This is a genomic window from Agrobacterium sp. 10T429, assembly GCF_056393925.1.
Genome location: NZ_JBFTGV010000004.1, coordinates 1 through 13,197, shown reverse-complemented (window position 1 = coordinate 13,197; position 13,197 = coordinate 1). Strand labels below are relative to the sequence as shown.

11 protein-coding genes are annotated in these 13,197 nt (G+C 57.9%); 5 read left to right on the top strand and 6 right to left on the bottom strand.

Annotated elements, in window-relative coordinates; translation table 11 throughout:
• Nucleotides 1-495 carry a DUF2628 domain-containing protein gene (locus AC1DCP_RS11445; protein WP_025594749.1) on the bottom strand — a complete coding sequence of 165 codons (495 nt, stop codon included), beginning with the start codon at nucleotides 493-495 and terminating at the stop codon, nucleotides 1-3.
• 23 nt (nucleotides 496-518) lie between these two features.
• On the bottom strand, nucleotides 519-1,115 hold the full coding sequence (hisB, locus tag AC1DCP_RS11440) for an imidazoleglycerol-phosphate dehydratase HisB (RefSeq protein WP_003516285.1): 597 nt from the start codon (nucleotides 1,113-1,115) through the stop codon (nucleotides 519-521).
• Nucleotides 1,116-1,318: 203 nt separating this feature from the next.
• On the opposite strand from hisB, the gene hslV reads away from it, so the two are divergent.
• The 4 genes from hslV to AC1DCP_RS11420 all read left to right on the top strand — a co-directional run bounded on the left by hslV (nucleotide 1,319) and on the right by AC1DCP_RS11420 (nucleotide 6,682).
• On the top strand, nucleotides 1,319-1,843 hold the full coding sequence (gene hslV / locus AC1DCP_RS11435) for an ATP-dependent protease subunit HslV (RefSeq protein WP_003516283.1): 525 nt from the start codon (nucleotides 1,319-1,321) through the stop codon (nucleotides 1,841-1,843).
• An 87-nt stretch (nucleotides 1,844-1,930) separates the two neighbouring features.
• Nucleotides 1,931-3,238, top strand: coding sequence for an ATP-dependent protease ATPase subunit HslU (hslU, locus tag AC1DCP_RS11430; RefSeq protein ID WP_003516274.1), 1,308 nt, complete (start codon nucleotides 1,931-1,933; stop codon nucleotides 3,236-3,238).
• A 188-nt stretch (nucleotides 3,239-3,426) separates the two neighbouring features.
• Nucleotides 3,427-4,392, top strand: a complete 966-nt coding sequence (locus tag AC1DCP_RS11425; protein ID WP_003516272.1) for a DUF1402 family protein — start codon at nucleotides 3,427-3,429, stop codon at nucleotides 4,390-4,392.
• A 121-nt stretch (nucleotides 4,393-4,513) separates the two neighbouring features.
• A complete protein-coding gene (locus AC1DCP_RS11420) occupies nucleotides 4,514-6,682 on the top strand; it encodes a malate synthase G (RefSeq protein WP_065688743.1) in 2,169 nt (722 codons plus the stop codon).
• A gap of 152 nt (nucleotides 6,683-6,834) precedes the next feature.
• Here AC1DCP_RS11420 and AC1DCP_RS11415 read toward each other — a convergent pair whose 3' ends face one another.
• Nucleotides 6,835-7,536 (bottom strand): L,D-transpeptidase, encoded by a 702-nt coding sequence (locus AC1DCP_RS11415; RefSeq protein WP_003516268.1) that lies wholly within the window; start codon nucleotides 7,534-7,536, stop codon nucleotides 6,835-6,837.
• 183 nt (nucleotides 7,537-7,719) lie between these two features.
• On the opposite strand from AC1DCP_RS11415, the gene AC1DCP_RS11410 reads away from it, so the two are divergent.
• A complete protein-coding gene (locus tag AC1DCP_RS11410; protein ID WP_013635204.1) occupies nucleotides 7,720-8,205 on the top strand; it encodes an MmcB family DNA repair protein in 486 nt (161 codons plus the stop codon).
• Nucleotides 8,206-8,264: 59 nt separating this feature from the next.
• Here AC1DCP_RS11410 and AC1DCP_RS11405 read toward each other — a convergent pair whose 3' ends face one another.
• The 3 genes from AC1DCP_RS11405 to hrpB form a co-directional block, all read right to left on the bottom strand.
• Nucleotides 8,265-8,849: an ActR/PrrA/RegA family redox response regulator transcription factor gene (locus tag AC1DCP_RS11405; protein WP_003516258.1), complete on the bottom strand. Its 585-nt coding sequence runs from the start codon at nucleotides 8,847-8,849 to the stop codon at nucleotides 8,265-8,267.
• Between the two features lie 67 nt (nucleotides 8,850-8,916).
• Complete coding sequence (locus AC1DCP_RS11400) at nucleotides 8,917-10,224, bottom strand: ActS/PrrB/RegB family redox-sensitive histidine kinase (protein WP_075807707.1); 1,308 nt, start codon at nucleotides 10,222-10,224, stop codon at nucleotides 8,917-8,919.
• A 29-nt stretch (nucleotides 10,225-10,253) separates the two neighbouring features.
• Entirely contained in the window at nucleotides 10,254-12,740 is a 2,487-nt protein-coding gene (hrpB, locus tag AC1DCP_RS11395) for an ATP-dependent helicase HrpB (protein ID WP_065688744.1), read from the bottom strand.
• Nucleotides 12,741-13,197 lie beyond the last annotated feature (457 nt).

The window sequence follows — 13,197 nt, the reverse complement described above, 5'->3', positions numbered from 1 at the left end:
TCAGCGCCTTCCATTCAAGTCGAAAAGAAACGATCCGGAGGGATCGTTGACGAAGTTTTTGTCACCGCTCTTCTGCGGCGAGGGGGTCCATACCGGCTGCGACAGCTGTCCCGACGGCTCGGTATTTTCGGAAAGATCGGAGAAATATATCTCTTCGGCACTCGAAAGATCAGGGGCGGAAATGACCGAAGTCATCTTCCAGCCCTTGCCTATCAGGTGCCGGACGAGAAAATCGCGCCCCTCCAGTGCAGTGATGAGGGCAATGGCGACGCTGCACAAAATGCCCACCGGTTCGAATCCGGGTAACATTGATGCCCAACCGGCCAGAACGAGAACTGCAAATACGACGATCGCGGCCAGCCACAGCCGGTTTACGGCCAGCCACAGCCAGGGCGCAATAAGTGCCAGCCAGACGAAACGGTCTGCTATGAAGCGGGTCGTCTTGTGGTCCCTGTCCGGCCCGTTGGGGGCTTCCAGAACGAGATAGCTTGTCATGGGCTTCCTGACAGCTTTGGCGGTCAGGCCAGCATGCCCTTTGTCGAGGGAACGCGGCCTGCCTGCCGGGGGTCGATCTCGGTTGCCGCGCGAAGAACGCGGGCAACGGCCTTGAAGCATGTTTCGGCGATATGATGGTTGTTGGCGCCGTAATGGTTCAGGATATGCAGCGTGATGCCGGCATTCTGGGCCAGCGCCTGAAAGAATTCGCGCACAAGCTCGGTGTCGAATGTGCCGATCTTCGGCGCGGAGAAGTTGACATTCCACACAAGGAAGGGACGGCCGGAAATATCCACGGCAGCCTTGGTCATCGTCTCATCCATGGCAAGATCGAGCGAGGCGTAGCGGGTAATGCCGCGCCTGTCACCCAACGCCTTCGCGATGGCCTGGCCGATGGCGATGCCGGTATCTTCCACCGTATGGTGATCATCGATATGCAGATCACCTTGAACCTCGATATCCATGTCGATCAGCGAATGGCGGCTCAGCTGGTCCAGCATATGATCGAAAAATCCCACCCCGGTGGAAATTGTCGACTTGCCGGTGCCGTCGATATCCACGCGCACCGAAACCGAGGTTTCGTTGGTCTTGCGGATGATCTCGCCTTTACGTTCTGCCATCTTTGGCCGCTCCGTGAAAATGTCGCCGTTCCTTATCAGCACGAGACATAAATATCCAGTTGTTCCATCGTCTTGCATGATCTGCGCAAAACAGTGCAGTGCGGGCAGGATTTGCAATCGTGAAAAGCAAACTTACATAGATGCCCAGAAGGGCCGGATGCCGGCCCGTTAACCGCAGGCCCGGTAGGGCAGACAGGTGTTTGATGACAACGATTATTACAGTCAGGAAGGGCGGCAAGGTCGTCATGGCTGGCGATGGTCAGGTAAGTCTTGGCCAGACCGTCATGAAGGGCAATGCCCGCAAGGTTCGACGCATTGGCAAGGGTGAAGTGATTGCAGGTTTTGCCGGCGCAACGGCGGATGCCTTCACGCTGCTCGACCGTCTCGAAAAGAAACTCGAGCAATATCCCGGTCAGCTCATGCGCGCAGCCGTAGAGCTTGCAAAGGACTGGCGCACGGATAAATATCTGCGCAACCTCGAAGCCATGATGCTGGTGGCCGACAAATCCACGACACTCGCCATCACCGGTAATGGTGACGTGCTGGAACCCGAACATGGCGCGATCGCCATCGGCTCCGGCGGCAACTACGCCTTTGCGGCTGCCCGCGCCATGATGGATACGGACAAGTCGGCAGAGGAGGTGGCGCGCAAGTCGCTCGATATCGCCGCCGATATCTGTGTTTACACCAACCATAACCTCGTCATCGAGACCCTCGACGCCGAATAAGCATATTTCTCACCCCCATTTCTCACCCAAGGGTCCTGTGGGCCGGGCCAGAATGGCCGGCCGGAACAGGAAAGCCGAGAGGACAGAATGACCACTTTTTCTCCCCGGGAAATTGTCTCGGAACTGGATCGCCACATCATCGGCCAGCATGATGCGAAACGTGCGGTCGCGATTGCGCTGCGCAACCGTTGGCGTCGCCAGCAGCTCGATGAGAGCCTGCGCGACGAGGTGATGCCGAAAAACATCCTGATGATCGGACCGACCGGTGTCGGCAAGACGGAGATTTCGCGCCGTCTCGCCAAGCTTGCCGGCGCGCCCTTCATCAAGGTCGAAGCGACCAAATTTACCGAAGTCGGTTATGTCGGTCGCGATGTCGAGCAGATCATCCGCGATCTGGTCGAGATCGGCATTGGCCTCGTGCGTGAAAAGAAGCGCGCGGAAGTACAGGCCAAGGCGCATCAGAGCGCCGAAGAGCGGGTGCTCGACGCACTGGTCGGATCGACCGCGTCACCCGCGACACGTGAGAGCTTCCGCAAGAAGCTGCGCGATGGCGAGCTGGACGACAAGGAAATCGACATCGAAGTGGCCGACAGCGGTTCGGGCATGCCCGGCTTTGAAATACCCGGCATGCCGGGCGCCAATATCGGCGTTCTCAACCTGTCGGAAATGTTTGGCAAGGCGATGGGCGGACGTACCAAGAAGGTGCGCACCACCGTCTCGAAATCCTATACCGATCTCGTTCGCGACGAATCCGACAAGCTGCTCGACAATGACATGATCCAGCGCGAAGCGGTGAAGTCGGTGGAAAATGACGGCATCGTCTTCCTCGATGAGATCGACAAGATTGCTGCGCGCGATGGCGGCATGGGTGCCGGCGTCTCGCGTGAAGGCGTGCAGCGCGATCTTCTGCCGCTCGTTGAAGGCACGACTGTCTCGACCAAATACGGGCCGGTGAAAACCGACCACGTTCTGTTCATCGCTTCCGGCGCGTTCCATGTGGCAAAGCCGTCCGACCTTCTGCCGGAGCTTCAGGGCCGCCTGCCGATCCGTGTCGAGCTGAAGCCGCTGACGAAGGAGGACTTCCGCCGTATCCTGACCGAGACGGAAGCAAGCCTCATCCGCCAGTACAAGGCGCTGATGGCGACGGAAGAACTCGATCTCGACTTCACGGACGATGCGATCGACGCTCTGGCCGACGTGGCTGTTCATCTCAACTCGTCGGTCGAGAATATCGGTGCGCGCCGCCTTCAGACAGTGATGGAGCGTGTTCTCGACGAGATTTCCTTCAACGCACCCGATCGTGGTGGCTCTGCCGTCAAGATCGATCAGGAATATGTCAAAAAGCACGTCGGCGATCTTGCCGCCGATACGGATTTGTCCCGCTATATTCTCTGAATATCTTGGACAGCAAAGACACGAGAGTGCGGCCACATTTGCCGCACTCTTTTATTTTATGGCCTTGTCTCGCATTCAGCCCCCTTTTTGTTTATGGGAAAGGCTGCATTCCGGTTGGAACCGCTTTATGGAATGGTCCGGTTTTCTCTTGGTTCGGGAGAGGTCGGCTTGAGAAAAGGCATTCGCTCGTGCGCAAAACTCTTCTGGCATTTGCCGCCGCTTTGACGTTCACCGTCGTCTCGTCTTCTTATGCCGAGGCCGCGACGGTCGTCCCGCCTGGCAATCGCAATGCCGAACAGCCGGGCATTCCGGGGGCTTCCGCACGTCGAACCAAGGGTTCCAATACGTCTTTCGAGCGTAAATACCAGAAGGTGATCGACCTCCTGTCTTCCGACAAGGCACTGATCGGCAAGATCAAGTCTACTGCCGGGCGCTACGGTATCGATCCGATCCACATGATCGGGGCGATTGTCGGCGAGCATACCTATAACGTCGACGCCTATGACCGCCTGCAATCCTACTACGTCAAGGCTGCCTCCTATGCCGGCAGCAGCTTCCGTTTCGGCTACAAGGACGAAACCATCGCGCAGTTTCTGACGCATTCGCAATTCGCCAGGTGCCAGTCGAAAAAGGATTCCTATAGCCTTTGGAACTGTCGGGAAGACGTCTGGGACGACAGCTTCCGCGGTAAGACGGTAGATGGCGTTGCCTATCCGAACAATCGTTTCAGCGCTGTATTTTTCCAGCCCTTTTATGCCGGACAGACCTTCGGTCTCGGCCAGATCAATCCGCTCACGGCATTGATGTTGTCCGACATGGTGTCGAAAACCTCAGGTTATGAGAAGCTCGACGAAAACGATGCGACCGCCGTTTATACCGCGATCATGGACCCGGATCGCTCGCTCGCCTTCATGGCAGCTTCCATCCGCAAATCGATCGACGACTACAGGTCGATTGCCGACATGGATGTTTCCAAAAATCCTGGTGTAACGTCCACGCTTTATAATGTCGGCGGATCCGCGCAGCGCGCTGCCGCTCTCGCCCAGAAAAATCGTCAGCGCGCCGCAGGTGGGGAACAGCCGCTTTTGCCGGAAGAAAACTATTACGGCTGGCTGGTGAACGATCGCATCAAGGATTTGCAGGCGCTTTTGTAGAAAAAGACGATTATCGTCGGCATTCTTTCCAAAACGGAAATAATATTTGGTTGCCTCTCGCAATTGACGAGCGCCTGCCTCAGCGTCCAATCTGCGCCCTTAAGATAAAGAGGAGGCGCATGTGAGCCGCACCAATAAATTCGGTCTTTCCATTGATGACAGGCTTTATGCTTTTTTGACGGATGACGTTCTGCCGGGCACGGGTCTTGATGCAGAAATCTTCTTCGAAGGCTTTTCCGCCATCGTCCACGAGCTTTCCCCGAAGAATCGTGAATTGCTCGCAAAGCGCGACGCCTTGCAGGAAAAACTGGATGGCTGGTACCGGCAGAATGGCGCCCCGACGGATTTTGATGTCTATGAGGGCTTCCTGAAGGAAATCGGCTATCTGCTGCCGGAAGGACCCGGCTTCAAGGTCGAAACCAGCAACGTCGATTCGGAAATTGCCGCTGTCGCAGGCCCGCAGCTTGTCGTGCCGGTCATGAATGCCCGTTATGCGCTGAACGCCGCCAATGCCCGCTGGGGTTCGCTTTACGATGCGCTTTACGGCACGGATGCCATTTCTGACGCCGATGGTGCGGAAAAGGGCAGGGGCTATAATCCGAAACGCGGCGAAAAGGTCATTGCCTGGGCGCGGAACTTCCTCAACGAATCAGCTCCGCTCGAAACGGCAGGCTGGTCGGATGTGACCGGCTTCAAGATCGTTGACGGCCTCTTGCAGCTTGCAATCGGTGACAGCAAAACGGGCCTGAAAGATGCCGAGCAATTCAAGGGCTTTACCGGCGATGCGGAAAAGCCGGCAACGATCCTGCTTGGCAAGAATGGTCTGCACACCGAGATCGTCATCGATCCCTCGACGGAAATCGGCAAGGGTGACAAGGCGGGCATCTCGGATGTCATTCTCGAATCGGCGCTGACAACCATCATGGACTGCGAGGATTCCGTTGCCGCTGTTGATGCCGAGGACAAGGTGCTGGTTTATGGCAACTGGCTTGGCCTGATGCGCGGCGACCTGACGGAGAAGGTTTCCAAGGGTGGTAACACCTTCACCCGTAGTCTCAACCCGGATCGTTATTACACCGCCCCCGATGGTGGAGCACTTACTCTGCCGGGGCGCTCCCTGATGCTGGTGCGTAATGTCGGTCACCTCATGACCAATCCGGCGATCCTTGACAAGGATGGCCGCGAGGTGCCGGAAGGTATCATGGACGCCGTCGTCACAGCGCTGATTGCGCTTTACGATGTCGGCCCCTCCGGCCGTCGCCAGAATTCCCGTGCCGGTTCCATGTATGTCGTCAAGCCGAAGATGCACGGGCCGGAGGAAGTCGCCTTCGCCAACGAGATTTTCACGCGTGCCGAAAAGCTTGTCGGCATGGCGCCGAACACCATGAAAATGGGCATCATGGACGAGGAACGCCGCACCACGGTCAACCTCAAGGAAAGCATTCGCGCGGCAAAAGACCGGGTCGTCTTCATCAATACCGGCTTCCTCGACCGCACGGGCGACGAAATTCATACCTCGATGGAAGCGGGTCCGATGATCCGCAAGGGCGATATGAAACAGGCGGCCTGGATTGCGGCTTACGAGAACTGGAACGTCGATATCGGTCTGGAATGCGGCCTTTCCGGCCATGCGCAGATCGGTAAGGGCATGTGGGCCATGCCTGACCTGATGGCCGCCATGCTGGAGCAGAAGATCGCGCATCCGAAGGCAGGCGCCAACACCGCCTGGGTACCTTCACCCACGGCTGCGACGCTGCATGCCACGCATTATCACAAGGTCGATGTCGCAGCCGTTCAGGACGACCTGAAAAGCCGGGGCCGGGCAAAACTCTCCGATATTCTATCGGTGCCGGTCGTGCCGCGTCCCAATTGGACGCCCGAGGAAATCCAGCGCGAACTCGACAACAACGCGCAGGGTATTCTGGGATATGTCGTGCGCTGGGTCGATCAGGGCGTCGGCTGCTCCAAGGTGCCTGATATCAACAATGTCGGACTGATGGAGGACCGCGCCACGCTGCGCATCTCCGCGCAGCATATGGCCAACTGGCTGCGCCATGGCGTGGTTACGCAAGAGCAGATCGTTGAGACCATGAAACGCATGGCCGCCGTGGTCGATAGCCAAAATGCCGGAGATCCGGCCTATCTGCCGATGGCGTCCAACTTTGAAGGATCGGTCGCTTTTCAGGCCGCCGTCGAACTTGTGCTGAAAGGCCGGGAGCAGCCTAACGGTTATACGGAACCGGTTCTGCACCGCCGTCGCCTCGAACTGAAGGCGAAGCAGGCGGCTTGAGGCCGATAGGAAATCCAGAGCACGTCTTGTCTGAATGCAATGTTCGACGTGCTCTACCTTAAAACTGCTATGCACTTTTACTGGGAATGCTCCAGAAACAAAAAAGCCGCCGGGAATTCCACGGCGGCTTTTTCTTTGTCTGGTATCTGATCTTACTGGATCACGACAACCTTGGTGCTGCGGCCGGGACGGACGCGGCTGTAAAGGTCGATGACGTCCTGGTTGATCATGCGGATGCAGCCGGAAGAGGCGGCGGTGCCGATCGATGCCCATTCAGGCGAACCGTGGATACGGAACAGCGTGTCCTGTCCCTTTTCGTTGAAGAGATACATGGCGCGCGCGCCGAGCGGGTTGGAAAGACCCGGACCCATGCCTGCCTCGACATACTTTGCGACTTCCGGCTTGCGGTCGGCCATTTCCTTCGGCGGATGCCACATCGGCCATTCCTGCTTCCAGGCGACATAGGCTTCGCCGGCCCAGGCAAAACCAGCCTTGCCAACGCCGATGCCGTAACGAACTGCGCGGTTGCCGGGCAGGATATAATAAAGGAAACGCTCACGCGTATTGACGATGATCGTGCCCGGCCGTTCGTTATTCTGGAATTCGACGATCTGACGACGGAACTTCTCGTTCACACGATTGATCGGGATGGCGGGCAGCGCATAGCCCGCGTCGGTCACAGGGCCGTAAACATCGTTGAAGATCTGGACGGTTTCGACCTTTGCCGGAACCGGGTTAGCGACCGGCACTGACGCCGCTACCTGGCCGGATGATTGGGATGTGGTTTCGGCGCAGCCGGCCAGAGCCAGTGCTGCCGTCAGACCGAGTGCAGTCAATGAGGTACGGATGCGCATATCGTTCTCGCGGAAAATTCGCCAAATTGTGCGAAGGAGTAGGCTTAATTGGATAAATCGGTTATTTTCCATTAAGCCGTTCTTGGCAAGCCGATACGCTGCTGCAGGACGAATGTGACTTTAAAATTGCCGGTTGATTGCCTTTTTGCAACAATAGGCCAAACGCCTCAGTAGCCTTTATCCATGACTATTCTTTCGCTTACCAACAATAATCCGTTAATCGACGGTCGCCAGTCGGACAAGGCGATGCTGGTGCGCCGCGGCGTTCAGGTGCTTTTGCACGAGATGCGACATTCGGTTTTGCCGGAACTGCCGCTTGCAAGCGGACGACGGGCCGATCTCATCAGCCTTTCGGCAAAGGGTGAAATCTGGATTATCGAAATCAAATCCTCGATCGAGGACTTCCGTGTCGATCGTAAATGGCCGGAATACCGCCTGCATTGCGACCGGCTGTTTTTTGCCACCCATCCGGAAGTGCCGGTCGAAATCTTTCCGGAAGAATGTGGGCTTATCCTGTCGGATGGCTATGGCGCCCATATGCTTCGCGATGCGCCGGAGCATAAATTACCGCCCGCAACCCGCAAATCGGTGATGCTGGATTTCTCGAGAACCGCTGCAACCCGGCTGATGCTGGCGGAGTGGACGACCGGGCGCAGCTTCGGAGAGTAATGCCCGGTTCCAGACCGTATCCGGATGTAAAACCGCTTCTCACTTGTACTGTAAATGCTCTACTTCGGCGCGCGTTTCGCCAGAATGCGCTGCAGCGTTCGCCGGTGCATGTTAAGCCGGCGGGCGGTTTCCGAGACGTTGCGCTCGCACATTTCATAAACGCGCTGAATATGCTCCCAACGCACCCGGTCGGCCGACATCGGGTTTTCGGGCACTTCAGTCTTTTCACCCTTGCGCTGCGTCAGCGCATTGAAGACATCGTCCGCATCGGCCGGTTTGGCAAGATAATCCAGCGCCCCAAGCTTCACGGCGGTAACGGCGGTTGCGATATTGCCGTAGCCGGTCAGGACGACAATCTGCGTATCGTCCCGGTACTGCCGGATGGCTTCGATGACCTCGAGACCATTGCCATCCGTAAGCCGCAAATCAACGACCGCATATTTGGGCGGCGCAGCCTTGGAACGGGCAATGCCTTCGCTAACCGTCTCGGCGGTATCGACGATAAATCCGCGTGTTTCCATGGCCCGGGCAAGCCGGCGCAGGAAGGGACCGTCGTCATCGACGATCAGCAGCGATCTGTCAGCTCCGATCGGGTCGTCGTCATCCGTTGTCGCGCTGATGGGGGTCTGGTCTTCTGTCGTCATGTCTCAGGCCTTTCGGCAACTTAGTCGGCTTTTTCTTCTTATCGCCGCTTCCACGTGAATGGTAAAGTCAACGGTCTCTTTTATCGTCCATAAGCGCTCGAGGCCAGACGATTGTGACCCGCGCTCCGGTTCCGCTCAAACCGCGATTTTCGAAGGTAACGGTGGCGCCGGAGCGTTCCAGCAATGTCTTTGCAATGAAAAGCCCGAGTCCCAGCCCTCCCGCCCGGGTATCGTTGTGACGTTCGGTCACATAGGGTTCACCAATGCGGGCAAGCACGTCATGGGCATAACCCGGTCCATCATCCTCAATGGTGACGGCGACATTCTGCGAATCGTAGTCCACGGTCACGGTCACTTTTTCCCGCGCATAGTCCACGCCGTTTTCGATGAGATTGCCCAGCCCGTAAATAACGCCGGCATTCCGGATGCCGACCGGCTCGTCGATCCGGTTGTTCTTTTCGACGAGATCGAGACGGATGCCGAATTCCCGGTGCGGCGCCATCACCTCCTCAATCAGCGAGGAGAGCGGCAGGCGACGCATATGCTCCTCATCATCGGTGGAAAGTGATGTGAGGCGGCGCAGAATATCACGGCATCTTTCGCTCTGGCTGCGCAGCAGCGCTATGTCTTCGCCAAACCTTTCATCATTTCCGAGTTCCCGTTCCATTTCCTTGGCGACGACGCTGATTGTCGCCAGCGGCGTGCCCAGCTCGTGGGCCGCAGCGGCGGCCAGACCGTCTAGCTGCGAGAGATGTTTTTCCCGCTCCAGCACCAGTTCGGTCGCAGCCAGCGCATCGGCCAGCTGATTGGCCTCGTGTGAAACGCGATAGGCATAAAAGGCCGCGAAAGAGGTCGTGGCAATGATCGCGACCCAGGTGCCCACATGCAGCAGAAGCTGGATCGGCAGCACCTCACCGGGATACCACGGAACCGGAAACGGCGAAAAAGCGATTGCCGTCGAGCAGATGACGGCAAAGGCGAGCAGAATAAGCGAGTGCCGAAGCGGCTGCGAGGCGAAGGCGATGATGACCTGCACGCAGATCAGCGGTGCGAAAGGATTGGAAAGACCACCGGTGATGTAGATGAGCGCCGTCAATTGCAGCAGGTCGAATGCCAGCAGCAATGTCGCTTCCCACGGCTCCAGACGATAGGTGGAGGGAAAACGCGCAGTGAGAAACAGGTTGGCAAGCGCCAGTGCACCGATCAAAAGGCTGCAAGCCAGAAGTGGCAGGGGGAAGTTCAAGCCGAAAGCAACAAGCAGGATCGTCGCACTTTGCCCGGCCACCGCCAGCCAGCGCAACCATACGATGGTTTGCAGCCTTATCCTGCGGCTGGCGCGGCCAAGCCTTGTTGTTTCGATCGGATGGCCAGCCACCTTCATCTCCTTTGTGCTTTTCATCGTCATCACGTTCCGCGCGGTTTTGCGCGGCTGGTCGGCAATGCCGATGCCGGGTCCTCAGGCCATGGATGGCGCGGATACCTCCCGCGCATGTCCGCCCGTACATCTTTCCACGATCCTGCCCAGAAACCCGGAAGATCGCGTGTCGTCTGTATCGGCCTGTGCGCCGGCGAGGTCAATTCCAGCAGCAGCGGCAACCGCCCCTGCGCGATGGCGGGATGAGCCGTCAGCCCGAAAAGCTCCTGCACACGAATGGAAAGCGTCGGTTCGCTGGCATCGTAACGAATAGGATGCCGCTGGCCCGTCGGCGCTTCGAAATGCGTCGGCGCAAGCCTGCCGAGATCGCGTGCGACCTCATAAGGCACCAGGGCTAAAAGTCCCTCGGAAAGGCTGCCGGGCCGGATATCCTGAAGGCTGCGGGCGCCGTGCTGGAAGGGCACGAACCATTCATCCAACCGTAAAAGCAATGCAGCATCGCTGACATCCGGCCAGGGGTCGCCGATGCTGGCATTCAGAAAGCCTATCCTGTCGCGCAACTGCTGGGTTTCTTTTGTGAACGGAAGAATTCCGACACCAAATTCCCGAACGCCGTTGGCAAGTGCCTGCGCCGCCTGTTCACCCTCCGGGCGGGGCAGGGGCGTTTCGTCGAGGATGATGGCGCCTAGGCGCGTGACACGGCGTGCACGCGCCTGACCGCTTGCCTTGTCAAACAGCAGCTGGTCCTGCTGCACGATAAGATGCGGCATCCGCTCTTCTATATCGGTGCGCTCGATGCTTGCTGCGGAAAGGATGCGCGGCTGTGCCGCACGCCCGGTAATATCGGCAACCACCAGCATCCTGCTCGCCGCCAGCCGTTCGGTTTCGGCAAGTTCCGCACCCCGGCCGTTCGCCATCACATAACGACCGCGCGCTCCTCGCTGAAGCGCAATCCTGTCCGGATAGGCGTGCAGCAGCAAGGGGCCAGCCTCGCTTGGCTGTTCGTTCATAGTCTGCGCATCGCCGATCGCATCTAGAAGTCTAGACGCCAGCTTGCGCGCCGCTTGCGCCCTTTCGCTTCTCTCGGAAAGAAAGCGCCGCAATCTTTCATCGAGATCAATGTCGGTTCCGCCCAGTCCCTGTTCAGTCAGCATGACGGCGAGCATCGCCGCCTTTTTTCCCGAACCTTCGCTCGCCGCTGCAATTACCATTGCCGCAAGCCGTGGCGGTAATGAGAGGCTGCGCATCAGGTGGCCGCGTCGTGTGAGCGCGCCGCTTTCATCGAGTGCGCCCAGATTTTTGAGAAGCGCGATCGATTCCTTCAATGCCGCTTCGGGAGGGGCATCCAGAAATGAAAGCGCGGAAGGATCATGAACGCCCCAATGGGCAAGGTCGAGTGCAAGGCCGGAAAGATCACTCGCCAGAATTTGCGGTGGCGTGAAGGCGTTGAGCGCTGCCGTCTGTCCCGGATGCCACAGGCGGATCGCAACGCCGGGTTCCGTTCGTCCGGCTCGGCCCGCCCGCTGGTCGGCGGAGGCGCGCGAAACCCGCACTGTCTCCAGTCTCGTGATTCCCGTTGCCGGTTCGAAAACCGGTAGTCGCTGCAACCCGCTGTCAATCACCACACGCACGCCATCTATGGTGATCGATGTTTCTGCGATCGATGTGGCAAGCACGATCTTGCGCCGTCCGGCCGGTGCCGACTTGATCGCCGCATCCTGCTCCTTTTGCGAAAGATTGCCGTAAAGCGGGATGATATCTGTATCGTCGGAAAAACGCCCCTCCAGCCGGTTGGCCGTGCGAGTAATTTCTGCCTGCCCCGGAAGGAAGGCAAGAATGGAGCCTGTTTCCGATGCATGAGCTTCGGTAATCGCCTTTGTGACTTTCTCTTCGACAGGCACACCCTGCCAGCGGTCCTCGTAGCGGATGTCGATTGGATATGTGCGGCCGAGGCTCTGAATGACAGGGGCATCGCCCATCAGCGCACTGATGCGTTCCACATCAAGGGTGGCGGACATCACGAGGATGCGCAGATCGTCTCTCAGTCCCTCCTGAACGTCGAGCGCAAGTGCCAGTCCGAAATCGCCATCGAGTGAACGTTCGTGAAACTCGTCGAAAATCACCGTCGAAACGCCGGCAAGTTCCGGGTCGTCCAGAACCATCCGGGCAAAGACACCCTCAGTCACCACTTCAATCCGGGTTCTTGAGGAGATGCGATTGTCGAGCCGCATACGATAGCCGACGGTTTCTCCAACATTCTCCTGAAGAAGATCAGCCATGCGTCCAGCCGCGGCCCGGGCGGCAAGCCGACGTGGTTCGAGAAGAATGATCTTGCCGTCGCCCCGCCATTCCTCACGCAGGAGATGAAGCGGCACCAGCGTCGTTTTGCCCGCACCCGGAGGAGCCGAGAGAACGGCACGCTTTGACCCGTCCAACGCTTGGGCAATCTCGGCCAGAACGTCGCTGACGGGAAGTACGGGCAGATCGATCTTTATATGGGCTGGCGTTCTGGTCATGCAAACAGGCCTGGGGCAATCGGGTTGATGTCTAAGCGTCTCTTTTGCCGTTTCTAAAGCACGGCCCGGTGCTTTGACAGCCGGCGGAGAGGGTTTCGCAAGAGCTCTTCCGGCAAAATTGCGGTTCTTCGCAAGCTATCTGTCGTGAAGGGTGGGAAGGGGTTCCCGCATGCGCCGCCAAAAGAGACGAGGATTCCGTCCTTTCTATGCCTCCCTTGCTGTCCGCCTTGAAAATATATTTTATTTTCATACGGTTAGCAAAAATGTCAGTTTTTTGACGATAGGTGTGTTGACTTGTTTGAGGGTGATCTCTTATAAGTCCGCTCACTGAACGAGGGCGGCGGCGCTGCTGGCGACGAAGTCTTTCGTTCTAAAGAAATCATGTTGATGAGCTGACTGCTTGTTGTTTTCCAAAGGCTTTTGCTTTTGGGGTTTGATTTTGTGACTGCAATGAGCG